This is a genomic window from Fundidesulfovibrio sp. YSD1 (assembly GCF_055397115.1).
Genome location: NZ_AP043666.1, coordinates 889248 through 915935, shown reverse-complemented (window position 1 = coordinate 915935; position 26688 = coordinate 889248). Strand labels below are relative to the sequence as shown.

Genomic DNA, 26688 nt, shown 5'->3' with positions numbered 1-26688 from the left:
CCCATGACGCAACGGATCAGGCGGGCGGTGGTGGCGGGCGGCGGCGGCTTCATCGGCCTGGCGCTGTGCCGGGCGCTTCTGGCCAAGGGCTGGCAGGTCACGGCGCTCACGCGCGGCCCCTCCAGGCCCGCCGGGGTTACGCCGGACGGGGCCGTGCCCGCGTTCGAAACCTGGGACGGCAGGACCGCCTCGGGCTGGGGCCGCCTGGCCGACGGGGCGGACGTGCTGGTGAACCTGGCCGGGGAGAGCATCGCCGAGGGGCGCTGGACCGAGGCGCGCAAGCAGGCCATCCTCGAGAGCAGGGTGCTGGCGGGCCAGGCCATGTCCAGGGCCGTGGCCGAGGCCGCGAAGAAGCCCCGGGTGTTCTTGCAGTCCTCGGCCGTGGGCTACTACGGCGACACCGGCGACGACCCCGTGGACGAGAGCGCCCCGCCGGGCCAGGGCTTCCTGGCCGACGTCTGCCTGCAATGGGAAGCCTCCACCAAGCCCGTGGAGGCCCTGGGCGTGCGCCGCGTGGTGGCGCGCACCGGGCTTGTGCTCGGGCGCGGGGGCGGCGTGCTCGAGAAGATGCTCGCTCCCTTCAGGTTCTTCCTGGGCGGGGCCTTCGGCGACGGCCGGCAGGGGTTTCCCTGGATACACCTGGAGGACGAGGTCCAGGCCATGATCTTCCTCATCGAGCACCCCGAGGCCAGCGGCCCGTTCAACCTCGCGGCCCCCGAGTCGGCTTCCAATTTGGAGTTCTGCCGGGAGCTGGGCAAGGCCATGTCGCGGCCGTGCGGGTTCGCCGTGCCCGGGGCGGCGCTCAGGCTCGCGCTTGGCGAGATGGGCCGGGAGCTCCTGCTCTCCGGGTGCAGGGCGTTTCCGAAACGGCTCATGGAGATGGGCTACGTCTTCAGGCACCCCAGGCTGGCCGGGGCGCTCAAGAACCTCTTGCGGACGGGCTAGGCCGCCCGCCGCGCCGGAGCCCGCATGGACAGACGCAGGATACTGGTGGTGGAGGACGAGGCCATCGTGGCCTTGGACATCCAGAACCGCCTGAAGCACATGGGCTACGAGGTCGCGGGCATCTGCTCCTCGGGCGAGGTCGCGGTGGACAGGGCCGGAAAGGTCCGCCCGGACCTCATCCTCATGGACATCATGCTCGAGGGCGGCATGGACGGCATCGAGGCCGCCGCGATCATCCATTCCGACCTGGGCATCCCCGTGGTCTACCTGACGGCCTACGCCGACGAGCGGACCCTGGAGCGGGCCAAAATCACCAACCCCTTCGGCTACGTCATCAAGCCCTTCGAGGACCGTGAGCTCCAGACCACCATCGAGATGGCGATCTACAAGCACGAGACCGACCGAAGGCTCGTGCTCTCCGAGAGGCTCCTGGCCACCACGCTCAAGAACCTGGGCGAGGCCGTGGTCACCTCGGGGCCGGACGGGCGGGTGGAGTTCCTGAACCCGGCGGCCGAGTCCTTCCTCGGGGTGAGCTTCGAGCAGGCCCGTGGCCGCACCCTCGACGAGCTCTTCAACCAGAACCAGTCCTGCCTGAGCGAGCTGGGCAGCCACACCTGTCTGGTGAACGCGACCGGCGGCAGGTCCATCCCCATCGAGACCAACGTTTCGCCCATCATCGACGACTGGGGCAAGAACATCGGCGTGGTCCTGGTCTTCCGCGACATCTCCGAGCGCGTGCGCCATGAGGAGAACCTGCGCCAGTACGTGGCGAACCTGCGCAAGACCCTGGAGGCCACGGTGGAGGCCCTGGCGGTCACCGCCGAGAAGCGCGACCCCTACACCGCCGGGCACCAGCAGCGCGTCGCCGAACTGGCCTGCGCCATCGCCCAGGAGATCGGCCTCGACCAGGAGCGCCTGGAGGGCCTGCGCGTGGGCGGGCTCCTGCACGACCTGGGCAAGATCTACATCCCGGCCGAGATACTGGCCAAGCCCTCCATGCTCACCTCCATGGAAATGGGGCTCATCAAGACCCACTCCGAGGTGGGCTACGACATCCTCAAGAACATTCCCTTCCCCTGGCCCGTGGCGCGCATGGTCCTGGAGCACCACGAGCGCATCAACGGCACGGGCTATCCCGGCGGGCTCAAGGCCGGGCAGATGCTCGAGGAATCGAGAATCCTGGCCGTTGCCGACGTGGTGGAGGCAATGAGCTCCCACAGGCCCTACCGCGCGGCCCTGGGCCTGGAGCGGGCGCTCGGCGAGATCCGCAGGAACAGGGGCCTGCTCTATGACGCCGACGCCGTGGACGTGTGCGTGGGCCTCATCGAGTCCGGCCGGTTCAGCTTCGACAAGGAGGCCCGGGCATGAGCGCCGCCGGGGACGAGGCCTCGCTCAAGGCGTCCGCCGCGCTCTCGGCGGCCTTGGCCGGAGGGCTCCTGGGCGAGGAGGACACGGCCGCCGTGTTCTACGACCTGGACGCGCTGGACGCGCGCTTCGCGCTGCTCAAGGAATCCTTCGCCCCGGGCACGCTGCACGCCGTTGCCGTGAAGGCCGCGCCCCTGCCCGCGCTGCTTGGCCGCCTCTGCGCGCAGGGCGCGGGCCTGGAGGCGGCCTCGCTGCCGGAGCTTCGCCTGGCGCTCGAGTCCGGCTGCGAGCCGGGCCGCGTGGTCTTCGACTCCCCGGCCAAGACCGTGGCCGAACTGCGCGAGGCCCTGGCGCTGGGCGTGCACCTGAACGCGGACAACTTCCAGGAGCTTGGCCGCCTGGACGCTTTGCTGGCCGGGGCGGAACCGCGCGCGAGCGTGGGGCTGCGCGTCAACCCCCAGGTGGGGCTGGGGGCCATCGCGGCCACCAGCGTGGCCGGGGAGTACTCCAAGTTCGGCGAGCCCGTGGAGAAGCGCGGGGAGATCATCGAGGCCTTCAGGGCGCGCCCCTGGCTCACGGGCCTGCACATGCACGTGGGCTCCCAGGGCTGCGAGGTCGAACTCTTCGTGCGCGCCGCGCGGGTGATCATGAACCTGCGCCGCGACATCAACGCGGCCTGCGGCCGCGAACAGGTGACGCGCGTGGACCTGGGCGGCGGGCTCCCCGTGAGCTACGCCCCAAACGACCCCGCGCCCTCCATGGGCGAATACGCCCGGACACTGCGCGAGGCCTGTCCGGATCTCTTCGCGGGCAACCTCGCCGTGTTCACCGAGTTCGGCCGCTGGGTCTTCGCCAACCAGGGCTTCGCCGCGAGCCGCGTGGAGTACGTCAAGGAGCAGCCCGGGCACCGCACCGCCGTGATCCACCTGGGCGCGGACATGTTCCTGCGCCCTGCCTACGCCCCGGAATACTGGCGCCACGAGCTCAGGGCCGCCGGGCCGGACGGGGCGCTCAAGGCTGGCCCCGAGAGCCCCTGGAACGTGGCCGGTCCGCTCTGCTTCTCCGGGGATTTCCTGGCCAAATCCCGCCCCCTGCCGGAGCTCTCCCCGGGCGATTTCGTGATCGTCCTGGACGCCGGGGCCTACACCCTCTCGATGTGGTCGCGCTACAACAGCCGCCAGGTGCCCAAAATCCTGGGCGTGGAGGCGGGGCGGGTGCGCGTGCTCAGGGAGCGCGAGAGCGTTGCGAGCGTGCTCGGATTCTGGCGCTAAGGCCGCAACATTCATCGCAAAGGCGGGGGGATGCCAGGCATTTCCGAACCCACGGACGCGGGCGCCGTCCACACGCTGACCGAAGCCCTGCTGGCCTCGGCGCGGTTCGGCCCCGGCGATTGGCTCATGCGCCTGGTGCGCTCGGGCGGCTCCTTCGAGGACACCACCCGGGGTGAATTTATCTCCATGTGCCTGCGCGCGGCCGCCTTCTGCCGCGAGAGCGGGCTCGAGCCGGGCGCTCGCGCGCTCATCTGCCTGGAGAACTCCCCGGCCTGGGGCGCGGTCTACTTCGGCGTGCTCCTGGCGGGCGGCGTGGCCGTGCCCGTGGACGCCCAGTCCCCGCCCGACGACATCGCCTACTTCCTCGAAAAGACCCGCGCGCGCCTGGCCTTCGCCCCGCGCGAAGGGGCCTTCCCCGCCGAGGTTCCTCCGGGCTGCCGCGTGGTCACGGGCACGGACGAGGCGCTCGCCCGCGAACCCATGCCCCCAGGTGAAATCCACCACGCCCAGCCCGGCAACCTGGCCGCCATCATCTTCACCTCGGGCACCACGGGCAGGCCCAAGGGCGTCATGCTCACCCACGCCAACATCGCGGCCAACCTGGAGAGCATCCGGCGCACGAACCTCCTCCAGCCGGGCGACAACTTCCTGGCCGTATTGCCCCTGCACCACGCCTACCCGTGCATGGTCAACCTGCTGGTGCCCGTGCTTTTGGGCGCGCGCACGACCTTCGTGGACACCCTCAAGCCAGAGGCCATCCTCACCGCGCTCAAGACCGCCGGTGTGAGCATCCTGGTGCTCACGCCGCAGTTCGTGGCCGTGTTTCACCGGCGCATCCTGGGGCGCTTTTCGGCCCTGCCCCTGGGGCTCGGGCGGCTCGCGGCCAGGCTCTTCGCGGCCACCTCCGCCATGCGCCCGGACCCGCTGGGGCTTTTGCGCCGCGCCGTGCGCAAGGGCATCGGCCCGTCCTTCCGGTTCTTCCTCACGGGTGGGGCGCGCTGCGAGCGCGAGGTGATAGACGGCATGGCCGCCCTGGGCATCCGGGTGCTCGAAGGCTACGGCCTCTCCGAAACCTCGCCCGTGATCAGCTTGAACCACCCCGATGATTTCGTCCCGGGCAGCGTGGGCAGGCCGCTCTCGGGCGTGGAGGCCCGCATAGGCAACCCCGACGCGGAGGGCGTGGGCGAGATCCAGGTGCGCGGCGCGAACGTCATGCCCGGCTATTTCGAGGACCCCGAGGCCACGGCCAAGGCGTTCGCGGGCGGCTGGCTGCGCACCGGCGACCAGGGCCGCATGGACGGCAACGGCCGCCTGTTCGTGCGCGGACGCGAGCGCGACGTGATCGTGCTGCCCAGCGGCAAGAAGTTCTCCGCCGAGGAGGTGGAGGCCCACTACCGCCAGGCCCCCAGCGTGGCCGAGATCTGCGTCATGGCCGCCCCGGACGGGGCCATCCGCGCCGTGGTGGTGCCCGACCACGACTTCGCGCGGGCCGCGGACTCGCCCGACATCCGCGCCAACATCCGCTGGGACCTGGAGGTCCTCTCCAAGACCCTGCCCGCGTACAAGCGCGTCAAGGGCTTCACCGTGGTGGCCGGGGAGCTGCCCAAGACGCGCCTGGGCAAGATCAAGCGCCACCTGGCCGAGAAGCTGCTCGTGGAGCCCGAGGCCGGTGCCGGTGATGCCGGGCAGCCGTGGCCCGACGTGGGCGAGGCCGGGATGGAGGCCGTGCGCGTGATGCGCGAGACACTGGGCGCGGCGGCCGTAAGCCCGGACGCGCACCTGGAGCTCGACCTGGGGCTCGATTCGCTGGCGCGCCTGGAACTCCTCACGCGCCTGGAGGAAGAACTCTCGCTCTGCCTGCCCGAGGAGCGCTTCCAGCGTTTGGCCACGGCCCTGGAGGTCGCGCTGCTGGCCAGGGAGGCCTCGGAGTCCGGGGCGTGCGCGCCGGGCGGGAACGGCGCGCGCAGGCCGGGCGGGGCCCCGAAGGACATCCTCTCGGCCGAACTCCCCCCGGAGCTTGCGGCCAAGGCCCCGCTCGAGTTCGGCGTCCTGGACCGCGTGGCCGCCGACGCCGTCTGGCTGGCCGTTGCCGGGGCCGCGCGCCTGGGCTTCGGGCTTCGCGTGCGCGGGGTGGAGAACATCCCGGACGGCGCGGCCATCATCGCGCCCAACCACGCGAGCTTCCTGGACGGGTTCATGGTCTTCGCGGCTGTGCCCGGAAAGCACCGCCTGCGCCTGTACTTCATGGGCCTGGCCCGGTTCTTCGAGGCCCGGCCTGTCCGACGCCTGGCCGCGCGGTCCAGGCTGATCGCCGTTGACGCGGGCCGGGTGGGCGAAACCATGCGCCTAAGCGCCCGGGTGCTGCGCGCGGGCAAGCTCCTCTGTGCGTTCCCGGAAGGGTCGCGCTCGCCCACTGGCGCGCTCCAGCCGTTCCGCAAAGGGCCCGTGCAACTCTCGGAGCAGCTTGGCGTGCCCGTTGTGCCCACGGCCATCACCGGAACTTACGAGGCCTGGCCCGTGGGCGGCAGGATGAGGCTCGCCAAAATCACCGTGAGCTTCGGCAAGCCCGTCATGCCCGCGAGCGCGGAAGATCTGCGCGAGGCAGTCGGGCGCGAGTTGGAAGACGCGACCGCCTGGGCGGCCAAGGGCTGAGAGGCGGGGCGGCGCCCCGAGCCCCGGCAGGACTCCGTACTGCACCCGTGAGGGCTCTGCCCTCAACCCGCTGGGGGCAGATGCCTGCCCCCAGACCCCGGCGATTCGCTTCGCGGGCTTCACCGGCTGGCCCGGACAGGGGCGCGGGGGAGGGAACCGCCGGGAACGCGCCCAAGGCGGCGCTCATCCCGGCGGACCGCCGTCGCCGCAAGCGGCGATGGGGTCGATTTATTAAAACAATTCGAAGGCCCTTTGCCCCGCGTGAGCGGGGCAAAGGGCCTTCGAATATTGTCGTATGGGCGGTGATGCCGCGAAGCTATTGAGGGTCCAGGGGGATCATCCCCCTGGCGGGAGAGGTCTGGAGAGGGCAGCGCCCTCTTCAGTCTTCAGTCTTCAGTCTTCGGTCTTCCCGTCACTTCACGGCGCGCAGGTCGCGTTCCAGTTCGGCCAGCACTTCGGCCAGGGCCTTGTTGTAGGCCTCGGCCAGTCCGGAGGCGTCCTTGAACCCGGCGGAGAAGGGCACGGCCTTGGAGTAGCTCTTGGAGAAGGCCACCGTGTAGTTGTCGCTCTTGTTCTTGAGCAGGAAGAACTGGGCCTCCAGCACGGCCACGGGCGCCGAGCGGTCCCGGAAGTCTCCGTAGAGGGCGTTGACCATGCCTTCCAGCAGGTGGGTGTCCATGACCTGGCTGGTGGAGTCCACCACGCTTGAGAATATCCCGGCGCGCGACAGCCACTGCTGGGCCTGCTGGGTCAGGTTCTGGGCGGGCTGGACGAAGAAGGAGTTGTAGTAGTCCTGCTCGTAGGCCGTGTCGCCCAGGCGGTAGACCATCTCCTTGCCCTGGTAGGCCGGGCTTATCTGCAAGGGGCGCACCTTGAGCACGGTGTTGTCCCGGGGCGGCGTCGCGGCGTCGGGGCGCTGGGCCGAGATGTTGTAGAGCTTGCGCTCCGGGGCCGGGCGGTTGAGCGGGCTCGCGCCGCAGCCGGACAGGACGGCGGCCAGGGCCACGGCCCAGGCCAAAAGCGCGGGGGCGCGGAGGGGGAAGGCGCGGCTGGTCATCATTTCTTCTCCGGATTGACCTTGGCCGGGGGCGCGCCAAAGAACAGCCGCGAGGGGTTGCGCTTGGCGTCGCCGGTCAGGTCGTTCAGGTTCTCGAACACCTGCTTGCCCTGCTGCAGGAGCCCCTGCACCTCGTCGCGCTGGCTGGCCACCAGCGTGTTGACCTCCTTGAGCAGCTTGCGCAGGTCCGCGATGGCCTGGGGCAGGTTCTCGGTGGAGGTCTTCAGGTTGGCCAGGGTGTCGCCCAGGTTCTTGAGCGCCTCCTTGGCCTCCTTGCTGCCCATGATGGAGTTAAGGTGGTCGTTGGTCTTGCGCAGGTCGCTGATGAGGGAGTTCACGTTGCCGGACAGCCCGGGCACGTTGGCGTCCTTCACGGCGTCGCGGATGACCACCAGCAGGTTGTTGATGTTGCGCACGGCCACGTCCACGCCGGAGTCGTCGATCTTGCGCAGGAGCTTGGAGAACGTCTCGAAGGTCTCCTCCAGGCGGGCGATGGTGCTGGGCGAGGAGGGCACGTAGGGGAACTCCGGGGCCCAGTCGATGGGCAAGGGCTTGCTGGTCCTGGGGTTGACGTAGTCCATCTCCAGGTAGCCGGTGCCGGTCAGGCCCTGGGGAGCGATGCGCACGCGCAGGCCGTTCTCCACTTCGTTGGTGATGGCCTCCTTGAGGTCGTCGCGGTTGCCCATGGCCAGCGGCGAGACGGGGTCCAGGGCCATCTCCACCAGCACGTAGCGGAAGGGAACGTCCTTGATGTTGTGGTACTTGTTGAACACGAAGCGGATGCGCTCCACGGAGCCGATCTTCACGCCCTTGAACTTGAGCGGCGAGCCCACGTCGAGCCCCTGCACGGACTCGTTGAAGTAGGTCTCGAGCATGACCTTGTCCTTGCGCAGCGCGCCCAGGCCGAGCACCAGAAGGCCCATTATGAGCAGCGACACGGCCCCGATGATGAAAAGTCCCAGCTTGAAGTAGTTGGTGTTGGCGCTCATGTGGCGGGCTGGGCCTCCCGATTGAAGAATTGGCGGACCTTGGGGTTCGCGGAGTGGTCGCGCAGCTCGGCGGGCGGGCCCTGGGCGATGACGCCCTTGGTCAGCGGGTCGAGCATGATCACCTGGCTGGCCGTGGCGAAGATGCTCGCCAGTTCGTGGCTGACGATGACGAACGTGATGCCCATCCCGCGCGAGAGGTTGAGGATCAGTTCGTCGAGCCCGGCCGACGTCACGGGGTCGAGCCCGGCCTGGGGCTCGTCCAGGAAGAGTATCTGCGGGTCGAGGGCCATGGCCCTGGCGATGGCCGCGCGCTTCTGCATGCCGCCGGAGAGCTCCGAGGGCAGCTTGTGCTCCGAGCCCGACAGCCCCACCTGGCGGAGCTTCAGCCTGGCCACGGCCTCGCGGGCGTCCTTTGGCAGGCGCGTGAACTCCTCCAGGGGCAGGCAGACGTTTTCAAGCAGGGTCAGCGAGCCGAAGAGCGCCCCGGCCTGGTACATCACGCCGAAGCTGCGCAGGATCTCCTTGCGCTCGCGCCCCCTGGCCGTGACGATGTCCTTGCCCAGGATGCGCACCGAGCCCGCCATGGGCTGGTAGAGCCCGATCATGTTCTTGAGCAGAGTGGACTTGCCGCAGCCCGACCCGCCCAGGATCACGAAGACCTCGCCCCTGTCCACGGTGAAGCTGATGTCCTTGAGCACGACCTTGCCGCCGTAGCCCAGGGTCAGGCCCTCGACTTCTATGACCGGGGCTTCCATCACCAGTTCATCACGTAGAAGACCACGGCGAAGACTCCGTCCGCCACGGCGATGAGGATGATGCCCGAGACCACCGCGCTGGTGGTGGACGCGCCCACGGAGCTCGCCCCGCCGCGCGTGCGCAGGCCGCGCTGGCAGCCGATGGCGCACACCAGCAGGCTGAACACGCAGGCCTTGACCAGGCCGCCAGCCAGGTCGCCCAGCGTCACCCACATCTGCACCTGGTTGACGAAGGCCACCAGCGGGTACCCCAGCGACATCATCACCAATGCCCCGCCCACCAGCCCGGCCGCGTTGAAGAAGATGGTCAGCAGCGGGGTCATGGCCATTGCCGCCAGCACCCGCGAGACCACCAGGAAGCGCACGGGGTCGAGCCCCATGGTCACCAGGGCGTTTATCTCCTCGTTGACGGTCATGGTGCCGATCTCGGCCGCGAAGGCCGAGCCGGACCGGCCCGCCAGGATGATGGCCGTGACCAGGGGGCCGAGCTCCCGCAGGAGGGAGAGCCCCAGCAGGTTGGCCACGAAGATCTCGGCCCCGAACTGCTTGAGCGGCATGGCCGACTGGAAGGCCATGATCAGCCCCATGAGAAAGCCGATGAGCACGATGATGGGGAAGGCGTCCGCCCCGGCGGTCTCGGCCACGCGGATGGCGTCGCGCCAGCGGATGGCGCGGGGGTTGGCGGCCGCGCGCGCCAGGGCCAGGGAGAACTCGCCCACGAAGGAGACGAGCGCCTTGATGTCCTCCACCAGGATCATGGCCTTGCGCCCGACCTCCTCGGGCAGGCTTGGCCTTTCCTGCGGGGGCGGCAGGCCGGCCTCGTCACGGGCCGCGAACTGCTCGTAGAGCTCCCGGTAGGAGTCGTTGAGGCCCGAGACGGAGAAGGCCGCGCCGGCCTTTTGCGCGTTGCGGCGGATTTCGGCCAGGAGAGCCAGGCCCGCGCCGTCGCAGTAGTCCACGCCGGAAGCGTCCAGGGCGAACGAGGCCCCCGGGCTGGAGGCCAGGCGCAGCGCGTCCGCCCAGAGGGAGGCCACGCCCTCGGCGTCGAGGCGCCCGGACAGGACGGCGATGACGCCGTTGCCTGCCTGCTTGCGGGTCAGGGTGGCTGCGTGGGAGGGGGAGGGCATGGCTCGGGCTCGGTCGAATTGTTTACAGGTGAAACCGCATTCCCCCTACGCGGAAGGGCCTTGCCGGTCAACGTTCGCCGCAGGATGCCCGCGGCTCGACGCGCCTCCCGGAGCCCCGTGGCGGCCGTTTTTTCCGCGATGGGGAGACAACACCGCTTTTTCCTTGCCAAAATGGTCTACTTCGGGCACACGATGAAGTAAGGCTCAATCTTAACTTCCCAGGAGGAAAACAATGGGCATCCGGATTCTCATTCTTGCACTCGTGGCCGTGTTCAGTCTGAACGTCGCGCAGGTCCAGGCCGCGAAAAAAGCCGCCGTGTCCGAAGAGAAGGCCATCAGCATGGCCTACGCCAAGGGCGTCGACCAGGTGAACCAGCGCAAGTGGAACGCGGGCATCGAGACGTTGACCCAGGTGATCGACAACCCCAAGACCTCCAAGGACATCCAGGCCAACGCCCTGGCCAACCGCGGCGCCGCCTACTCCAACCTGAAGAAGTACGACGAGGCCATGGCCGACTTCAACAAGGCCATCGAACTCAAGCCCGACCTGACCAACGCCCTCTACGAGCGCGCCCGCCTGTTCGGCATGCTCGGCAAGCACGACGCCGCCGTTCAGGACCTGACCAAGGTCATCGGCATGTCGCAGCCCAGCATCATCACCGCTGGCTATTACTACAACCGCGGCGTCAGCTACATGAACGTGGTCCCGCCGCAGCCCGCCAAGGCCAAGGAAGACTTCGCCCAGGCCAAGAAGCTGAACCCCAAGCTGAAGATTCCGGTCAAGTACAAAGACCTGTAAAAGCCGTATTCCTTGCCGTACCTGCGAGGAGCCTCCCTGCGTACTCGGGGGGCTTTTCTCATGTGGACGCCCTCACGAAGATAACGAGCGAGCCCCCTTTTTTCTCCTTCCCTTGATCGCGCCACGACCCCCGGGAGCCGGTCCGCCTCCGGATGAGGCCGCCGTTCCCGGCCGTCGGCCATTTCTCGAAACAACATGCCCCGTCTGGGCTCGCGCCCTCCCCCCTGGGCGAGGCCCGCGCCCCTCGCGGGCCTTCCGCGCGTGGCCGGGCGCCTGCGGGGCGTGCCCCGCCCTTGCTGGATGCCCGGCAGCCCCTCCGGGTTACCGCGCAAGGCCACGTTCTCGCCGCGCATTGACGCCCCCGCCCGGGGCGGGCATCCTGGCAATGAAACACTCCCGGGAGGACGCATGAAAAGCTACCGCAAGGAACTCTGGTTCAACATCCCCACGCGCCGGGCCTTCGTGAACATCACCCCCGAGGTGGAGGCCTGCCTGCGCGAATCCGGCGTGAAGGAGGGTCTCGTGCTGGTCAACGCCATGCACATCACGGCCAGCGTGTTCATCAACGACGACGAATCCGGCCTGCACCACGACTACGAGGCCTGGCTGGAGAAGCTCGCCCCGCACGAACCCGTCTCCGGGTACCGGCACAACGTGGGCGAGGACAACGCGGACGCGCACATGAAGCGCCAGATCATGGGCCGCGAGGTGGTGGTGGCCGTAACGGACGGCCGGCTCGATTTCGGGACCTGGGAGCGGATATTCTACGGCGAGTTCGACGGACGGCGCAGAAAGCGCGTGCTGGTGAAGATCATCGGCGAGTGAGGCGCGCGGACGGCCGCGCCGCCGCGTCAGGGGATGTAGCCGTAGGACTTCCAGGTCGCGAGGATGATCGTGACCATGATCATGAACGGAATGAACTTGCCCATGGCGGCCTCCTTGCTTTTTCGGGAGGCTCGCAAGCATCGTGCCTTTTTGATTGTTTTGTGAATTCAGTGGGTTGGGGAAGGGGCGTGAGCGGGGAGATGTAAAGGGGAGCCGCCTGGTGTCGGGCGGGTTTACATGAGAGAGGATCATTTTTCCAACGTCCGCATCTTTCTGAACCTTGACAGGATGCGAGGAGCATTTCAATTTTTCGTATTTTTTGCAAAGAGTAGTCATGTGAATTGATTGCGATTAGCTATTGATTTAATGGGTGACATGTATGGCTATGGTTTTTTATGTTGTATATATATTAGAAGGGTGAAACTATGAGAGCAAAAGGTTCTGATTCAGTGAAGGCCAATTGTAGTTTTGCACAATTGATTAATAAGTCTTTCTTGCTTAAAGATTCACTTAGTAGAGCTGTGGTTGTGAAGCATAGGATTGATTATAATAGTGTTGATTTCGAAAAATTTTTTATGTTCGTGACCCAAATTTTTCATATTAATAATAACGGCGGTGAGATTGGTTTGTTGGCGAATAAATCCGATGTTGGATACATGTTGCTGGAGTGTTTGAATTCTGTTCTGGACAAGCTGAACTTGTCCAGGAATGGTAATTATACGCCAGTAATAAATGATGAAGTGATACGTGCTGTTGTTAATGATTTTATTGATGTGATAGTTGCAGGGCCATGTGAATTTTTTATATATTTCCCATTGCCGAATCTTTCAGTATATCCTGCGATGGTGCACCTGTCTGAAAAAATAAGAATTGAAGTTCCTGAAGCTGGATTGCTTTCTTGTTTTAAGGCGGTCACGCAACAAGTTCATCTTGTTGATACAATTCCTTTCCTCGTTATAAGGGAGTCTGGATATGTTGCGACAGGGCACGATAGTCCTTTGATTGTAAGGTCTGCGTCTAGTTTTAAGCAACTCTTGATGCTTGCAGAGATGTTTGGGCTTGTTGTAAGGAAACAATTCTCAGGGCACGATTATTATAGAGAAATTAATAAGAAAACAACATGCTGTTTCGTTGTTGGTGCTACAGGATTTCACGGATGTTTTCAGGTTCCATTCATGTTTTCATACGCATTATCAACGTTTTTTGTGACAAAGTCGTGCGAAGCGATTATTAACGCAGTTGCAAGCGGCAGTATTGCAAGTAGCGGGATATTTATGCCAATTCGAAGGGGTCTTGATGGTGAGGGGAAAGGCTATGAGCGAATTCGGTCGTCATTGGAATGGTTGTTTGAGTCGTATTTTGCTGAGAATATTGCTGCTTCATTTGTGTTTGCTAGCTTGTCTGCCGAGGCTATTGTTTCAGATGACAGGGATGTGAAAACAAGTGGTGAGATCATTGCGAGTAGATTGGCATACGCAACACACAAAACATATAATGCACGCAAGGAATTTGCAGAAAAATTTAAGAAATTTTATCTGAAACGATCTGACATAGTGCATGGAAAAAATAATACGATAAGGTCAGATGATTTGTTGAGGCTTGAAGAAATACGAAATGCTGTAAAGAGATTGATTAAGACAGAATTATTGGATTCGGTTGATTGAGACGTTCTTTTTAAACGACCGGACCCTGTGTATATTAAAAAGGCCGCCCCTTCCGGGGCGGCCTTCGTCGTTCATCGTGCGCCCACCGCGTTTAGCGGATGAACAGCATCTCCTGGTAGGAGGGCAGGGGCCACAGGTCGTCGGCCACCACCGCCTCCAGGGAGTCGGCGTATCCGCGCACGGCCAGCATGGCGGGCAGCACCTTCTCGCACATGAACTTGGCGTGGGCCAGGGTGTCGCCGCCCTCGTGGGCCAGCAGCTTCTCGAGCTTGTCCACTTCGGCCTGCATGGAGCGCAGCTTGGCGGTGACGTCCTCCAGGGCGACCATCTTGTAGTCGTGCCCGATGGCCTTCAGGCTGGCGCAGGTGTCGGCCAGCTGTCCCTGGTAGCGCATGGCGGCCGGGAAGATCACCGTGCGGGACATGCGGATCACCAGGTTGGCTTCGGTGGTGACGGTCTTGACGTACTGCTCCAGGTAGATCTCCTGGCGGGACTTGAGCTCGGCCTCGGTGAGCACGCCGTACTTGGTGAAGAGCTCCACCACTTCCTTGGAGCCCAGCACGGGCAGGGCCTCGGGGGTGGTCTTCAGGTTGGGCAGGCCGCGCTTCTCGGCTTCCTTGTGCCAGGCGTCGGAGTAGCCGTCGCCGTTGAAGATCACGGCGTCGTGATCCTTCATGATCTTCTGCAGGAGCTTCTGCACGCCCTCGTTGAACTGGGCCTTGTTGACCTTGCCCAGCTTCTCGAGCTCGGTGGCGATGTAGTCCAGCGACTCGGCCATCATGGCGTTCAGGGCCACCTGGGCTCCGGCGATGGACTGCGAGGAGCCCACGGCGCGGAACTCGAAGCGGTTGCCGGTGAAGGCGAAGGGGCTGGTGCGGTTGCGGTCGCCCGGATCCATGGGCAGCGGGGGCAGGGTGTCGACGCCGATGTGCATCATGCCCTTCTGCTTGGAGCCCTTCACCACGCCATTCTTGATCTGCTCGAACACGTCGGCCAGCTGCTCGCCCAGGTAGGCGCTCATGATGGCCGGGGGGGCCTCGTTGGCGCCCAGGCGGTGGTCGTTGGAGGCGCTGGCCACGGTGGCGCGCAGCAGCGCGCCGTACTTGTGCAGGGCGCGGATGGCGGCGGCGCAGAACACCAGGAACTGGGCGTTGGCGTGCGGGGTGTCGCCCGGATCGAAGAGGCTGCCCAACTCGGCGTTGCCGATGGAGTAGTTGAGGTGCTTGCCCGAGCCGTTGATGCCCGCGAAGGGCTTCTCGTGCAGCAGGCAGACCATGCCGTAGCGCTTGGCCACGGTGCGCATGGTGGTCATGATCAGCTGGTTGTGGTCGGCGGCCAGGTTGCCCTGCTCGAAGATCGGGGCGATCTCGAACTGGCTGGGGGCCACTTCGTTGTGGCGGGTCTTGACCGGAACGCCCAGCTTGTAGAGCTCGCGCTCGACTTCCATCATGAAGGAGAGCACGCGGCGGGGGACCACGCCGAAGTACTGGTCCTCGAACTCCTGGCCCTTGGCCGAGGGCGCGCCGAAGAGCGAGCGCCCGGCGATGAGCAGGTCAGGGCGGGAGAACACGAAGTTGCGGTCGATGAGGAAGTATTCCTGCTCGGGGCCGGCGAAGCAGGTCACGGGCAGCTTGGTGTTCACGCCGAAGAGCTTGAGCACGCGTTTGGCCTGCTTGTTCAGGGCCTGCAGCGAGCGCAGCAGGGGGGTCTTCTTGTCCAGGGCCTCGCCGGTCCAGGAGACGAACGCGGTGGGGATGCACAGGAAGGTGCCGTTGGGGTTCTCCAGGATGTAGGCGGGGCTGGTCACGTCCCAGGCGGTGTAGCCGCGGGCTTCGAACGTGGCGCGCAGGCCGCCGGAGGGGAAGGACGAGGCGTCGGGCTCGCCCTGGATGAGCATCTTGCCGGAGAATTCGGCCAGGGCGCCGCCCTCGCCGTCGGGCACCAGGAAGGCGTCGTGCTTCTCGGCGGTAAGGCCGGTCAGGGGGTAGAAGACGTGGGTGAAGTGGGTGGCGCCCTTCTCGATGGCCCAGTCCTTCATGGCGTTGGCAACCACGTCGGCCACGGAGGGATCGAGCTTCTCGCCGAAGGCGATGGTCTTTTTGAGGGACTTATAGACGACCTTGGGCAGGCGCTCCTGCATGACCTTGTCGTTGAACACGTTGGAGCCGAACACGTCGGTGGGCTTCGTGTCGTGGAAGTTCAGGGGCGCATGGGCAGGCTTGTAATTGATGATAGCCGAAATGGCGTTCAAACGGGCCTGGATTCCACTCATAGGACGCTCTCCATAGGGGTTTGGGATAAGCACTACTACAAAATTGTATGCCCTCTCGGGCATGACGCCGTCCCGTCGGGGGAGGCCGTGCCTCTTGGCGCCGAAATCGGGTGATCAGGGCTGATTTCCCGTGCGCCCGATGTCGACTTGCCTCCGGGAGGAGGTTCCGGAGAGCGCTTTACGCCACCGGACGGGGCCTTGACCAGGAAAAACCGCTCTTTGCGGCCATTCCGGGGAGGCGTGTGCCGTTTCCCCGCTCCATTTTCAATAATGTAAATTAAGCCAAGGAAAATGTAAAGGAACAAAAAATCATAATCTGCATTATTTGATTTTCAGGGCCGCGCGCAGGGGCAAGGCGAGGCCTGGAGAATGATTATTTCATGCCGCTAGAGGGCGTTGAAGGGCGCAGGAAGCCCTTCGGGGGCCAAAACAGGCAAGTTTGGCCTCAAGCCCTCTGGCGGGAGCCTTTCGAAGAACGTCCTTGACGGCGCGTATATTGCAAAACAAACTCCGGCCCGCATGCGGGGTGCGGGACTCGCTGGAGGGCGCAGCCCAGGCCACGGCTGGCTTGCGAGCCTGCGGCCGCCTTTTGGGCCGCCCTCTGAAATCCCGCTCAAGTTACGAGAGCGCAAAAAAAGGCCGCCCCGGACGGGGCGGCCTTTTCACGTTCGGGGCATACCGGCTTCTAGCCGATCTTCTCGTTGATGCGCGCCACGATCTTGTCCGTGACCATGGCCGCCCACACCGAGAGCAGCCCGCACACGCCGGTGAGGAACAGGAAGGCCGAAAACGGCTCCATGGAGGGCGAGAGCCAAGCGGCCAGGTAGTCGAGGATGGGCTGGTGCATCAGGTAGATGCTGTAGGACATGGCCGCGAACTTGGCGATGGGCCCCCAGGTGCCCAGCCTGTCCATGGTGTCGGAGAAGAAGAATAAGAAGCCCACGCAGGTGACGCAGGCCAGCCAGTACAGGTGCGTGGCCAGCAGCACGAACTTGGGCACGCCGAAGGCCAGGCCCCACAGGGTCAGGGCGATGAGCGCGGCCCACGCGGCCAGGCGCTTGCGCCCGAAGGCCTCGCCGATGCTCAGCCCCTGGCCGAGCACAGGGTTGGCGGCCGGGTCGCGCCAGAGCCGGGCCAGGTACATGCCCAGGGCGAATTCACCCAGGCGGTAGGGCAGGTTGAAGTAGAAGAGGTAGTTGCACATGGCGAAGAAGGAACCCGGCATGGCCTGGGCCAGGACCTCGAGCAGCGCCCAGAGCCCGAAACAACCGCCCACCAGGGCCACGGCCCCGCGCCCGGTGCCGAGCTTCTCGAAGACGCGCCAGAGCAGGGGGTAGGCCAGGTAGAACTGGGCCAGGAGGCCCATCCACCAGTAGGCCGGGACGATGTCGAAGAACACGCCCGGGTTGAGCGTGTGTACGAAGAAGAGGTGCTGCGTGAACGACGAGAACAGGTTGGCCCCGGCCTTGCCCAGCACGATGGCCACCAGCGTCCAGAAGATGAGCCCGACGTAGTAGTTGGGGCAGATGCGCAGGAAGCGGTGGCGCAGGAAGGTGAAGTAGCCGGGCATGGGCCGCCCGGAGGGGCCGGCGAAGGGCAGGGTGAGCACGAAGCCCGTGACGATGTTGAAGAGGATCACGCCCATCCAGCCCTGCGCGAGGATGGCCCCGAAGGCCGGGCCCATGGGGTTTTCGGTGCCGGCCTTGGGCACGTCCGACCAGAGGTGGTAGAGGAAGATGCCGGTCATGGCCACGACGCGCATGACCTCGATCTGTCCCAGGGTTTTCCTTTTCGCGGGGGCTTGGGTGCTCATGAGTCCTCACGTGTTAGGGGGTGAAATCCGAATCGTCGAACCATGCGCCGCGCACGTGGCTGGACCGGCTGGGCCGGTAGCCCGGCTCGCGGGAGCCGCCGTGGTGGTAGGCGCAGAAGTAGCGTCCGTCGGGCAGGGCGTCCCAGCCCGAGTAGCCGTAGTCTCCGGAATTGGCCTCGCGGTCGTTGTCGAGCTCCAGCACGCGCGAGAGCACGTAGGTGTCGGGCAGCCCCTGGGAGTGCTCCCAGCGCCAGGAGTATTCGCGCTCGTAGCGGGGTTCCGAGACAGCGTACGAGGCCGACTTCCAGATGTGCCTTCCGCCGTTCTCCTCGAGCTTCGAGGCGTTGCCGATGACCACCGCCCGGGTGTCGGCCTTGCGCGGGTCGGCCGGGTAGGTCCCGGCGGGGGCTCCGTTGACCGTGAGCGCGAGCTCCCCGGGGCGATAGTCGAAGCGCAGCCTGAGCGGCTCCCCGGGCGTGACCGGGATGGGCTCCGCGTCCGTCGCCGGAGGGAGCACCTTGTCCGGGAAAAAGCGCCACCACCCGGCGAAATGCACACCGCAGGCCTTTTCCTGGACGTCCTCCACCAGGAGCTCCACCTCGAGGCTCGCCCTGGCCCGCTCCGGGTCGGTCATGGGGCGCAGGGCGTAGCGCACGGCGGCCTCCAGGCCGGGCCCGTTCTCGATGAGCAGTCCTTCGGGCGTGAGCGTGGGGTTGTCCGGCGAGGGGTGCAGGCCGTGGACCTCGTAGTCGTGGTCCAGCTCGTCCATGGTGCCCATCCAGGCGGCCGTGCCGCCGTCGAGGCCCACGTTGCGGTAGGTGACCAGGAGTTTTCCCGTGGGCGTGAGCCCGAGCGTGGGCCTGTGCCCGGCGATGGGCGTGGGCCTGGGCAGGGACCAGCTCGCGCCCGCGTCGCGGCTGACGCTTGAGTACATGGGCTCGAACACGAAAGAGTTCTCGCGCATGAGCGCCAGGATGGAGCCGTCCGGCATCCGGGCCATGGAGGCCTCGCAGAGCACCAGGTTGGGGTCGTGGGCCATGACGCTGTAGGCGCGCCAGGAAGCGCCCTGGCTGTGCGAGGCGTAGACCATCTGCTCCGTGGGGGCCTGGCGCAGCTTGGGCTGGACCTCCTCGCCCCTGTGGGTGTGGCCGGTGGTCAGGAAGTGGTCGGGCCTTATGGGCAGCACCCTGTCCGGCAGGGGCATGATTTCGCCCGTGTACGGGGCGGCGGCGAAGCTCGCCGCGTTGTCCAGGCTCCAGAACTGGCATTTGGAGTGGTCGTCGATGACGAGCACCCGGCCGTCCTCCAGGCGGGTGATTCTGGGGCAGTGGCCGATCCCCGCGTGCAGGTAGGCGGGCGGGCTCCAGGTGCGGCCCAGGTCGTCGCTCGTGCTGAAGAGCAGGTCGGCGCGGTCGGCCACGTGCTGGTCGGACTGGCGGTAGACGCAGAGAAGCCGCCCGTTTCCGATCAGCCGGACGTCGGGAAAGCAGAGGTAGTGCCCCTCGCGGCGGTCGATGACCACGTGGCGGGAGGCGTCGCCGGAAATGCTGGGCATGTGCGCCCTCCTGGCAGCCTGAGTGCCCTGTGCGGGCCGCAAAGTCAAATTTTCAGGAGGGTTGGCCGGGCTCAGTGCGCCTGGTCCGCGGCGTGGACCGGGAAGCGCAGCGTGAAGCGGGTCCCCTTGCCCGGAGAGGAAGCCTGGATGCTGCCCTTGAGCTGCCGGGTGAGGTTGGCCACCAGCTGCAGGCCCAGGGAGTCCACTGCGTCCATGTCGAACCCTGGCGGCAGCCCGGCCCCGTCGTCCTCCACGACCAGGGTGGCCATGCCGTCCGAGCTGCTGGCCACGATGCGGATGCGGCCCCCGTCCAGGTGCCTGAAGGCGTGTTTGAGGCTGTTGGTGACCAACTCGTTGAGCACCAGCCCGCAGGGGATGGCCAGGTCCACGCTCAGGAAGAACTCCTCGCAGTCGATGTCCGAGGCGATCTTCTTGCCCTTGGGCGTGTAGGCCTGCATGAGGAAGACCGCCAGCTGGCGCAGGTAGGCGGAGAAGTCGATGCGGCTCAAGTCCTTGGCGCGGTAGAGCTTCTCGTGCACCAGGGCCATGGCCCTGATGCGCGCCTGGCTGTCCAGGAAGGGCGCGGCCAACTCGTCCTCGAAGCGCAGGGCCTGGAGAGAGAGCAGGCTGGAGACGATCTGGAGGTTGTTCTTCACCCGGTGGTGCACTTCCTTGAGCAGGATCTCCTTCTCGTGCAGAGAGGCCCGGAGCGCCTCCTCCATGACCTTGCGCTCGGCGATCTCCTCGCGCAGGGCGTGGGTGCGCTGGGCCACCAGGGCCTCCAGGCGTTCGCGGTGCTGCTGGTTCTCCTTGATGAGCCGGGCGCGCTCCACGGATTTTTCCAGCGCGTGCATGAGAATGGCCATGTCCTCCATGGGCTTGGTGATGAAGTCCCAGGCGCCCAGGCGTAGGGCCATGATCACCTCGCGGATGTTGCCCGTGCCGGAGACCACCAGCAAGGGCAGGCCAGGCCTGGACACCGCCACCTGCTTGAGCACGTCGAGTCCGGAGAGTTCGGGCATTGCCAGGTCGAGCAGCACGGCGTCGTACTCGCGGCTCTCGATCAACTCCAACGCCTCGCGCCCGTTGGAGGCCGTTTCGACGTGGTGGCCCATGTCCTGGAGATACGCCTGGATGGTCATGCGGATGGCCGGTTCATCGTCCACGCACAGGACGCGCATGAAGGGAACGAGCTCGCGGACTTCTTCCGTGCTAGTCATCCCGGGATTTCCTTTGCGGGCTACTTGGCGTTGCTCGCCTGGAGCGGCAGCGACGAGTCGCCCACGATGAGGTACTTCCCCGCGAACGCCGAGGGGACCCTGTCCTTGCGCAAAAGCCAGGAATCCGGCTTCGTTCGGGCCCACTCCTCGTAGTTGCGGTCCAGGATCGAGTATGTATCAAGAAAGCGATTGAGTCCATGGGATATGCGTATGCACCCCTTGGAATCTATGCGCCCCAGGCGGGGCTCGCCCTTGTCCGGGTCGGTGGAGTGCATGAGCAGGCGCATCTGGCTGAGCGTGGTGCCGTTCTTGTACTTCTTGATCCCCCGCTGGTCGCCGAAGTCCCACACGCGGGAATCCTTGGCTCCCAGGCCGCGCCAGCCCTCCTGGTTGGGGGTGCCCTGGGCGCGGTAGGAGAAGTTGTCCACCAGGTTCTCGAACACGCCGAGCGGCGTCTCGAAATAGTCTCCGCCCTTTTCCAGGTTGCCGGAGGAGATCAGGTCCGTCCCGAGGAACTCGATGCGCCCGGCGGCCTCGTCGTAGAGGCCCACGAGCACGAACTGCGCGGCCGGGTTGCGGTCCACGTAGACGAAGAACTGCGAGGCCTCGAAGCCCTTGCCCGCCTTGGCCATGCTCGCGGCCACGTCCTTGCGGGCTTGCTCGTAGTAGGACTGGGGGAGGCTCGTCAGGCGGTCCCTGCGCGCTTCGAGCGCCTTGACCACCTTGGGGGACGCGGCCCACATCTTGATGGAGCGCTCGAGCCGCTTGAGCGTGGGCTTTCGCACCTGCTCCTCGAACACGGGCTTGAGGGAAGCGATCTCCTCGCGCGGGGAGGCTGAGGCCGTGCCCGCGGGCAGGGCCAGCGAGGCGGGGCGGGCGAGCGCGCCCGAGGGATCCTGCTGGCCGTAGGCCGCGTGCCACCCGGCGGCGAGGCAGACGGGCAGCGCCAGCCCGGCGATGAAGGACGCCAATTGACGCGTGCGTTTCTTCTGCTGACTTTTCTTCGTGGAAGCCATGTGGTGAACCGTCGAATGAGATGTAAAACCATCTAGCCGAAGGTCCGGAAAAAGAAAAGGGCGAGAGCTCGCCGCTCCCGCCCTGAATCGATCCATGCCGTTGCGGTCTAGAAGACCCGGCGCGCTCCGGTGTACTTGCGCAGCCAGGTGGGGTCGTCCAGGCTTGAAATTTTCACGGTATCGCCGCTGGACGAGCTGTGGATGAATTTGTTGTCTTCAAGATAGATGCCCACGTGGGTGATGCGCTTCTTGCTGCCGAAGAAGACCAGGTCGCCCTTGCGCAGCTGGCTCTTGTCGATGACCTTGCCCTCCTGGAACTGCTCGCGCGAGCTGCGGGGAAGGTTCACGCCGAGCTTGGAGTAGACCCAGGTGGTGAATCCGGAGCAGTCGAACCCGGTGGCCGGCTCCACTCCGCCCGCGCGGTAGAGCGTGCCGATCTGGCTGAAGGCCAGGGCGGTCAGGCGCTGCTGCGAGGGGGTTCCGGAAAGCCCGGAGAACTCGAAGGGGTTCTTGGTGCCCGCGACCACGTCCGGAACCGGAAGGGTGCAGTAGCTCGGGGTGTTGAAGTGCAGGAAGGGGGAGGTCGGTTCGAAGGCCGCGGTGATTTCGTCGGCTGGTTTCTGGTTTTCAGCCAGGTTCTGTCGGGATGAATACTGTTTCGAACCGCAGGCGGTGGTGCTCAGGAGGATGGCGATCACAAACAGGTTGCGTACGGTCATCCAGGGGGCAAGGGGTGTGGTGCGTAGCATCTCTTCCTCGTCTCCTCGTTTTTTTAGGCCGTTGAAACAAACAATCAGGCCTCGGCAAGCCGTTTGGACGGCGATGGTGATGGTCCTCTTCATTTTAGACTGCGGACAGGCCTTGTGCAGGAGCGCGCCTTCCGGAAACAGGGTCCGCTTGATGAGGCGCGTGGTGCGGGGGCGGCGTGCGTTGGGTTGATACCCGGCCGGGAGCCCCGCGAATGGGCTTGTCCTTGCGAGGAAGGACTAGCCGCTTGGGAAAAAAATGTCCAGGGTTTTTCGGATTTTTGGTGGAGAAACCGCTAATACCCCACAATGAAATGACTTATCCTTGTTGCGCATTTTTACGATCATGATAGAAGATATTCGTTTTGCCCAAAGGGGGCCAGGATCAAAAAAACTTGCGTGCGCCGCCCCGAGCGAGCATCCTCGGCCGAACCGCATGAACGCTTTCACCATCGCCACTCCGGACGGGCGCAGGATCGAAGCCGCCATCGAACCCGGGCTCACCCTGGCGCAGCACCTCTTCATGGAGGGGGCCTTCCGGGGCCGCGCCCTCTGCTCCGGGGCGGGCAGGTGCGGGCTGTGCCAGGCGCGCTTCGAGTCCGGCGCGCCGCCCCCGCTGCCCGAGGAGCTCGCCATCCTGCCCCCTGGGCGCGTCGAGAAGGGCTGGCGGCTGACCTGCCGCAGGCCGCCGGTGCCCGCAAGCGTGGTCGGAGCCCGGTTGCGCGAGCCCGCGCCGGGTCCCGAGCTCCTGCCCCCCGCCTGCCCCGACGGCGTGCTGGGCATCGACCTGGGCACCACGTCCGTGCACTGGCGCCTCGAGAACGTCGACGCGACGCTCTCCGGGGCCTTCCCCAACCCGCAGCTCGGCGCTGGCTCCGAGGTGATGTCCCGCCTGGCCATGGCCGCGAGCCCTCGCGGGGCCGCCTGCCTGCGGGACTGCGCGGTCCGGGCCGTGCGCCGCGTCGTTTCGGGGCTGCCCTGCCTGCCCGGGCGCATCTGCCTGGCGGGCAACACGGCCATGACCTGCCTGGCCCTGGGGCTGGACGTTTCCGGGCTCTCGGCCGCGCCCTACCGCGTGGACTGGCCCGGGGGCGGTTTCGCGCGCCTTGACGGGGAGCTTCCCGAGGTCTACATCCCGCCGCTTCCCGCGCCCTTCGTGGGCGGCGACGTGAGCGCCGGGCTCGCCTGGCTGGAGCTCGGCGGCCCCGCCCCCCCCGAACGGCCCTACCTGCTGGCTGACCTGGGCACCAACGGCGAATTCGCCCTGGCCCTGCCGGACGGCCGGTTCCTCCTGGCCAGCGTGCCCATGGGGCCCGCGCTCGAGGGCGTGGGCATGGCCTCGGGCATGATCGCCGGGCCCGGCGCGGCCGTGGCCTTCGAGGCCTCCCCGCTCGGGCTCACGCCGCGCCTCTACGAGGGAGGGGAAGGACCCGTGCGGGGCGTCTCCGGCACGGGCTACGCGAGCCTCCTGGCCAGGCTCGTGACGCTCGGGGCGCTCGGGCGCGACGGCCGCTTCGCCAAGGCTCCCGCGTCACCCCTGGCCGCGCGCCTGCTGGCAGGGGTTGACCACTCCGGCGGCGAGCCCCGCCTGGACCTCGGCGGCGCGCGCCTGTACGCCTCGGACGTGGAGGCGGTGCTCAAGGTCAAGGCGGCCTTCGGCGTGGCCGTGAAGCTCTTGCTGGCCGAGGCCGGGCTCGGCTTCACGGCGCTTGCCGGGGTGCTCCTGGCCGGGGCGATGGGCTCGCACGTGCGTCCGGCCGACCTGGAAGCGCTCGGATTTTTCCCGCCGGGAGGGGCCGCGCGCGTGCGCGCCGTGGGCAACACCTCGCTCGCGGGAGCCTGCCTGGCCGCGCGCAGCGGCGAGGCCCGGTCCTGGCTCGCCGGGCTCGGCCAACGCACGGGCCTGGTGGAAGTTGCCCTGAAACCGGAATTTCAGAAAATATACATAGAATCCATGAGGTTCACCCATGTCTGAGGCAAAGACCGGGACCATCCGCAAGGCCACGCCCCTTTTTCCCCGCCCCGGGGCCGACCTGGCCCAGGCGCTCGCCTCCTACCGGGACGTGCTGAACGCGGCCCACCCGCTCAAGCCCCGCCACCGCGCGGGCCTGCACGAGGACGTGAAGCGCCTCTCCCTGGCCCTCACCGCCGAGCGCGGCCCGGGCCCCAAGGTCAACTACCTCTCGGACCCGGCCAGCCTCTCGGCCTACCTTCATTATTTCCTGCCCTGGAACCTCTACCGGCTCTCCAGGCTCTTCACCGGGCTCGATTTCGACCTGCCGGACGGCGCCGAGGTACTGGACCTGGGCGCGGGACCCCTGACCATGGTCCAGGCCCTGTGGATGAGCCGCCCGCACCTGCGTTCCCGCAGGTTGCGCTTCGTCTGCGTGGACCAGACCGGCCAGGCCCTGCGCGCCGGGCGCGCGCTCTTCGAGGCCATGGCGGGCGAGGCCGCCAAGGCCTGGGACGTCGAGACCGTGCAGGCCCCGGCGCACAAGGCTCCCGAGGGGCCCTTCCACACGGTGATGGCCGCCAACGCCTTGAACGAACTGGTGCGCGGCAGGGGGGAGGAGGGGCACGAGGCGATGGAGCGCGCGGGCGAACTGATCGGGTCGCGCGTGGCCGAGGGCGGGCGCGTGTTCCTGGTGGAGCCGGGCACGCGCCTGGGGGGGAAACTCCTCTCCAGGCTGCGCGAAGCGTTCATGGAGGAGGGCTTCTCCCCGCTTTCGCCCTGCACGCACGCCGGGCCGTGCCCCATGCTCGCGCCGCGCTGGCGCTCCTGGTGCCACTTCGTTTTCCCGGCCGAGGGCGCACCCGGCTGGCTCACCGGGCTCTCCAAGCTGGCCGGCCTGGAAAAGGACCGCGTGAGCCTGAGCTTCCTCTCCATGCTCGCGGGGGAGCACGCCCACGCCCCGGACGCTTGGCGGCTGGTGTCGCACCGCTTCACCCTGCCCGACGGGTTGGGCGTCTACGCCTGCGGCGAGGGCGGGCTCAGGCTCTTCACCTTCCCGGCCGCGCCCAGGGGGGTCGTGCCCGGCGCGGCCGTGCAGGCCGACCTGCCCGCGCCCACCCGGCGCGACCCGAAGAGCGAGCTCTGGCTCACCCCGGTGAAGGGGCAGCCCTGATGCGCGTCACGGACCTGGGGCTCGTCTCCTACGCCGAGGCCCTGGCCCTTCAGGAAAAGGCGGTGGACGAGGTGCTGGAGGGCGGCGAGGAGCGCCTGTTCGTACTCGAGCACACGCCTGTGGTCACCTTCGGCCGCCACGGCGGCGAGGCCTTCCTGGGACTGCCCCCGGGCGAGTTGGAGGCGCGCGGGGTGGACGTGGCCAAGGCCGCCAGGGGCGGCAGCGTGACCTGCCACTTTCCGGGCCAGGCCGTGCTCTACCCGGTGATGCGCCTTTCGCGCAGGCCCGGCGGGCTCAAGGGCTTCTTCCACATGATCGAGCAGACTGCCATCGACGCCCTGGCCAGCTTCGGCGTCCAGGCCGGGCGTTTCCCGGGCAGGCCCGGGGTCTGGACCGGGCCGCGCAAGATCGCCAGCGTCGGCGTGGGCGTGCGCCGCTGGGTGAGCTACCACGGGCTGGCGCTGAACGTGGGGCCGGACCTGTCGCTTTTTTCCACCATAACCGCCTGCGGCCTGCCCGGGGTGGAGATGACCTCCGCTGCCCGGGAGCTCGAGCGCCTGGGTCTCGACCCGGCGTTCGCCGACATGGGGAGAATGAAGGATGTCCTCGTCCAAGCCTTCCTGTCCCTCGCGGGACGATAGCCCGCGCCTGCCCCCCTGGCTCAGGGTCAGCCTGCCCAGGGACGGCGCCTTCGCGGCCACCGCGAAGGTGGTGGCCGGGCAGGACCTGCACACGGTCTGCCGCCAAGCGCGCTGCCCGAACATCTTCGAGTGCTTCGGCAAGGGCGTGGCCACGTTTTTGATCCTCGGCGGCGTGTGCACGCGCGGCTGCGGCTTCTGCAACATCACCCCGGGCCAGCCGCTGCCCGTGGACCCGGGCGAGCCCGCCCGCGTGGCCCAGGCCGCGGCGAAGCTCGCGCTGCGCCACGCGGTGATCACCTCCGTCACGCGAGACGACCTGGGCGACGGCGGGGCGGGGCAGTTCGCGGCCACGGTTCGCGCCGTTCGCGAGGCCCTGCCCGGGGCCTCGGTCGAGGTGCTCGTCCCGGATTTCCAGGGCAGCGCGGAGGCCCTGCGGACCGTGCTGGACGCGGGCCCGGCCGTGTTCAACCACAATCTCGAGACCGTGCCCGCGCTCTATTCCACGGTCAGGCCCCAGGCCCGCTACGAAAGAAGCCTCGAGCTTCTCGGGCGCGCCAAGGGGGCGGCTCCGACCGCGCTGACCAAGAGCGGGATCATGCTGGGCCTGGGCGAGACGCGCGAGCAGATAACGCGGGTGCTCGAAGACCTGCATGGGGTGGGCTGCGACATCGTCACCGTGGGCCAGTACCTGCGCCCCTCGCGGCGCAACCTGCCCGTGGCGCGCTACGTGCCGCCCGAGGAGTTCGAGGAGATCGCGGAGCTCGGGCGCTCTCTCGGCATCGCCAGGATGTACTGCGGCCCGCTGGTGCGCTCCAGCCACGACGCGGGCAGCCTGATCGGGTAGCTTCCGC

At 66.7% G+C, this 26688-nt stretch carries 21 protein-coding genes; 11 read left to right on the top strand and 10 right to left on the bottom strand.

Annotated features, from left to right (window positions below):
- Positions 1-3: 3 nt before the first annotated feature.
- The 4 genes from ACZ5V4_RS04365 to ACZ5V4_RS04350 are packed head-to-tail and all read left to right on the top strand — an operon-like array spanning position 4 to position 6233.
- Positions 4-945 carry a TIGR01777 family oxidoreductase gene (locus ACZ5V4_RS04365; protein WP_464316948.1) on the top strand — a complete coding sequence of 314 codons (942 nt, stop codon included), beginning with the start codon at positions 4-6 and terminating at the stop codon, positions 943-945.
- 24 nt (positions 946-969) lie between these two features.
- Positions 970-2313: an HD domain-containing phosphohydrolase gene (locus ACZ5V4_RS04360; RefSeq protein WP_464316947.1), complete on the top strand. Its 1344-nt coding sequence runs from the start codon at positions 970-972 to the stop codon at positions 2311-2313.
- Positions 2310-3581 (top strand): type III PLP-dependent enzyme domain-containing protein, encoded by a 1272-nt coding sequence (locus ACZ5V4_RS04355; RefSeq protein WP_464316946.1) that lies wholly within the window; start codon positions 2310-2312, stop codon positions 3579-3581. Before ACZ5V4_RS04360 ends, ACZ5V4_RS04355 begins: the two co-directional genes overlap by 4 nt.
- A 30-nt stretch (positions 3582-3611) precedes the next feature.
- Complete coding sequence (locus ACZ5V4_RS04350; RefSeq protein WP_464316945.1) at positions 3612-6233, top strand: AMP-binding protein; 2622 nt, start codon at positions 3612-3614, stop codon at positions 6231-6233.
- Positions 6234-6645: 412 nt separating this feature from the next.
- Here ACZ5V4_RS04350 and ACZ5V4_RS04345 read toward each other — a convergent pair whose 3' ends face one another.
- Genes ACZ5V4_RS04345 through ACZ5V4_RS04330 form a run of 4 tightly spaced genes read right to left on the bottom strand, consistent with a single transcriptional unit; the run spans position 6646 to position 10161 of the window.
- Complete coding sequence (locus tag ACZ5V4_RS04345) at positions 6646-7293, bottom strand: ABC-type transport auxiliary lipoprotein family protein (protein WP_464316944.1); 648 nt, start codon at positions 7291-7293, stop codon at positions 6646-6648.
- Positions 7290-8279, bottom strand: a complete 990-nt coding sequence (locus tag ACZ5V4_RS04340; RefSeq protein ID WP_464316943.1) for an MlaD family protein — start codon at positions 8277-8279, stop codon at positions 7290-7292. Before ACZ5V4_RS04340 ends, ACZ5V4_RS04345 begins: the two co-directional genes overlap by 4 nt.
- Positions 8276-9034: an ABC transporter ATP-binding protein gene (locus ACZ5V4_RS04335; protein ID WP_464316942.1), complete on the bottom strand. Its 759-nt coding sequence runs from the start codon at positions 9032-9034 to the stop codon at positions 8276-8278. Before ACZ5V4_RS04335 ends, ACZ5V4_RS04340 begins: the two co-directional genes overlap by 4 nt.
- Entirely contained in the window at positions 9034-10161 is a 1128-nt protein-coding gene (locus ACZ5V4_RS04330) for an MlaE family lipid ABC transporter permease subunit (RefSeq protein WP_464316941.1), read from the bottom strand. Before ACZ5V4_RS04330 ends, ACZ5V4_RS04335 begins: the two co-directional genes overlap by 1 nt.
- Before the next feature lie 232 nt (positions 10162-10393).
- Here ACZ5V4_RS04330 and ACZ5V4_RS04325 point away from each other — a divergent pair, with 232 nt between their 5' ends.
- From ACZ5V4_RS04325 to ACZ5V4_RS04315, 3 genes are all read left to right on the top strand, one after another.
- Entirely contained in the window at positions 10394-10960 is a 567-nt protein-coding gene (locus ACZ5V4_RS04325; protein ID WP_464316940.1) for a tetratricopeptide repeat protein, read from the top strand.
- A gap of 408 nt (positions 10961-11368) precedes the next feature.
- Entirely contained in the window at positions 11369-11785 is a 417-nt protein-coding gene (locus ACZ5V4_RS04320; protein ID WP_464316939.1) for a secondary thiamine-phosphate synthase enzyme YjbQ, read from the top strand.
- Positions 11786-12210: 425 nt separating this feature from the next.
- On the top strand, positions 12211-13449 hold the full coding sequence (locus tag ACZ5V4_RS04315) for a hypothetical protein (protein ID WP_464316938.1): 1239 nt from the start codon (positions 12211-12213) through the stop codon (positions 13447-13449).
- A gap of 91 nt (positions 13450-13540) precedes the next feature.
- Here the strand turns inward: ACZ5V4_RS04315 and ACZ5V4_RS04310 are convergent, their stop codons facing one another.
- The 6 genes from ACZ5V4_RS04310 to ACZ5V4_RS04285 all read right to left on the bottom strand — a co-directional run bounded on the left by ACZ5V4_RS04310 (position 13541) and on the right by ACZ5V4_RS04285 (position 22074).
- Positions 13541-15721 (bottom strand): glutamine synthetase III family protein, encoded by a 2181-nt coding sequence (locus ACZ5V4_RS04310; protein ID WP_464316937.1) that lies wholly within the window; start codon positions 15719-15721, stop codon positions 13541-13543.
- 685 nt (positions 15722-16406) lie between these two features.
- Positions 16407-17534 carry an acyltransferase family protein gene (locus tag ACZ5V4_RS04305; protein WP_464316936.1) on the bottom strand — a complete coding sequence of 376 codons (1128 nt, stop codon included), beginning with the start codon at positions 17532-17534 and terminating at the stop codon, positions 16407-16409.
- A gap of 13 nt (positions 17535-17547) precedes the next feature.
- Positions 17548-19089, bottom strand: coding sequence for a sialidase family protein (locus ACZ5V4_RS04300; protein WP_464316935.1), 1542 nt, complete (start codon positions 19087-19089; stop codon positions 17548-17550).
- 71 nt (positions 19090-19160) lie between these two features.
- Positions 19161-20309, bottom strand: coding sequence for a sensor histidine kinase (locus tag ACZ5V4_RS04295; protein WP_464316934.1), 1149 nt, complete (start codon positions 20307-20309; stop codon positions 19161-19163).
- A 20-nt stretch (positions 20310-20329) separates the two neighbouring features.
- Positions 20330-21325, bottom strand: coding sequence for a hypothetical protein (locus tag ACZ5V4_RS04290; protein ID WP_464316933.1), 996 nt, complete (start codon positions 21323-21325; stop codon positions 20330-20332).
- Between the two features lie 107 nt (positions 21326-21432).
- Positions 21433-22074 (bottom strand): C40 family peptidase, encoded by a 642-nt coding sequence (locus ACZ5V4_RS04285; RefSeq protein ID WP_464316932.1) that lies wholly within the window; start codon positions 22072-22074, stop codon positions 21433-21435.
- Positions 22075-22507: 433 nt separating this feature from the next.
- Here ACZ5V4_RS04285 and ACZ5V4_RS04280 point away from each other — a divergent pair, with 433 nt between their 5' ends.
- Genes ACZ5V4_RS04280 through lipA form a run of 4 tightly spaced genes read left to right on the top strand, consistent with a single transcriptional unit; the run spans position 22508 to position 26681 of the window.
- On the top strand, positions 22508-24046 hold the full coding sequence (locus ACZ5V4_RS04280) for an ASKHA domain-containing protein (RefSeq protein ID WP_464316931.1): 1539 nt from the start codon (positions 22508-22510) through the stop codon (positions 24044-24046).
- Positions 24039-25196 carry a small ribosomal subunit Rsm22 family protein gene (locus ACZ5V4_RS04275; protein WP_464316930.1) on the top strand — a complete coding sequence of 386 codons (1158 nt, stop codon included), beginning with the start codon at positions 24039-24041 and terminating at the stop codon, positions 25194-25196. Before ACZ5V4_RS04280 ends, ACZ5V4_RS04275 begins: the two co-directional genes overlap by 8 nt.
- Complete coding sequence (gene lipB / locus ACZ5V4_RS04270; protein WP_464316929.1) at positions 25196-25837, top strand: lipoyl(octanoyl) transferase LipB; 642 nt, start codon at positions 25196-25198, stop codon at positions 25835-25837. The genes ACZ5V4_RS04275 and lipB overlap by 1 nt, the downstream gene beginning before the upstream one ends.
- Complete coding sequence (gene lipA / locus ACZ5V4_RS04265) at positions 25797-26681, top strand: lipoyl synthase (RefSeq protein ID WP_464316928.1); 885 nt, start codon at positions 25797-25799, stop codon at positions 26679-26681. The genes lipB and lipA overlap by 41 nt, the downstream gene beginning before the upstream one ends.
- The last annotated feature ends 7 nt before the right edge of the window (positions 26682-26688 follow it).

Bases quoted from the DNA above. Each gene is read 5' to 3' on its own strand.
- ACZ5V4_RS04365 (WP_464316948.1), top strand. From the start codon at position 4: ATGACGCAACGGATCAGGCGGGCGGTGGTGGCGGGCGGCGGCGGCTTC.
- ACZ5V4_RS04360 (WP_464316947.1), top strand. From the start codon at position 970: ATGGACAGACGCAGGATACTGGTGGTGGAGGACGAGGCCATCGTGGCC.
- ACZ5V4_RS04355 (WP_464316946.1), top strand. From the start codon at position 2,310: ATGAGCGCCGCCGGGGACGAGGCCTCGCTCAAGGCGTCCGCCGCGCTC.
- ACZ5V4_RS04350 (WP_464316945.1), top strand. From the start codon at position 3,612: ATGCCAGGCATTTCCGAACCCACGGACGCGGGCGCCGTCCACACGCTG.
- ACZ5V4_RS04345 (WP_464316944.1), bottom strand. From the start codon at position 7,293: ATGATGACCAGCCGCGCCTTCCCCCTCCGCGCCCCCGCGCTTTTGGCC.
- ACZ5V4_RS04340 (WP_464316943.1), bottom strand. From the start codon at position 8,279: ATGAGCGCCAACACCAACTACTTCAAGCTGGGACTTTTCATCATCGGG.
- ACZ5V4_RS04335 (WP_464316942.1), bottom strand. From the start codon at position 9,034: ATGGAAGCCCCGGTCATAGAAGTCGAGGGCCTGACCCTGGGCTACGGC.
- ACZ5V4_RS04330 (WP_464316941.1), bottom strand. From the start codon at position 10,161: ATGCCCTCCCCCTCCCACGCAGCCACCCTGACCCGCAAGCAGGCAGGC.
- ACZ5V4_RS04325 (WP_464316940.1), top strand. From the start codon at position 10,394: ATGGGCATCCGGATTCTCATTCTTGCACTCGTGGCCGTGTTCAGTCTG.
- ACZ5V4_RS04320 (WP_464316939.1), top strand. From the start codon at position 11,369: ATGAAAAGCTACCGCAAGGAACTCTGGTTCAACATCCCCACGCGCCGG.
- ACZ5V4_RS04315 (WP_464316938.1), top strand. From the start codon at position 12,211: ATGAGAGCAAAAGGTTCTGATTCAGTGAAGGCCAATTGTAGTTTTGCA.
- ACZ5V4_RS04310 (WP_464316937.1), bottom strand. From the start codon at position 15,721: ATGAGTGGAATCCAGGCCCGTTTGAACGCCATTTCGGCTATCATCAAT.
- ACZ5V4_RS04305 (WP_464316936.1), bottom strand. From the start codon at position 17,534: ATGAGCACCCAAGCCCCCGCGAAAAGGAAAACCCTGGGACAGATCGAG.
- ACZ5V4_RS04300 (WP_464316935.1), bottom strand. From the start codon at position 19,089: ATGCCCAGCATTTCCGGCGACGCCTCCCGCCACGTGGTCATCGACCGC.
- ACZ5V4_RS04295 (WP_464316934.1), bottom strand. From the start codon at position 20,309: ATGACTAGCACGGAAGAAGTCCGCGAGCTCGTTCCCTTCATGCGCGTC.
- ACZ5V4_RS04290 (WP_464316933.1), bottom strand. From the start codon at position 21,325: ATGGCTTCCACGAAGAAAAGTCAGCAGAAGAAACGCACGCGTCAATTG.
- ACZ5V4_RS04285 (WP_464316932.1), bottom strand. From the start codon at position 22,074: ATGCTACGCACCACACCCCTTGCCCCCTGGATGACCGTACGCAACCTG.
- ACZ5V4_RS04280 (WP_464316931.1), top strand. From the start codon at position 22,508: ATGAACGCTTTCACCATCGCCACTCCGGACGGGCGCAGGATCGAAGCC.
- ACZ5V4_RS04275 (WP_464316930.1), top strand. From the start codon at position 24,039: ATGTCTGAGGCAAAGACCGGGACCATCCGCAAGGCCACGCCCCTTTTT.
- lipB (WP_464316929.1), top strand. From the start codon at position 25,196: ATGCGCGTCACGGACCTGGGGCTCGTCTCCTACGCCGAGGCCCTGGCC.
- lipA (WP_464316928.1), top strand. From the start codon at position 25,797: ATGTCCTCGTCCAAGCCTTCCTGTCCCTCGCGGGACGATAGCCCGCGC.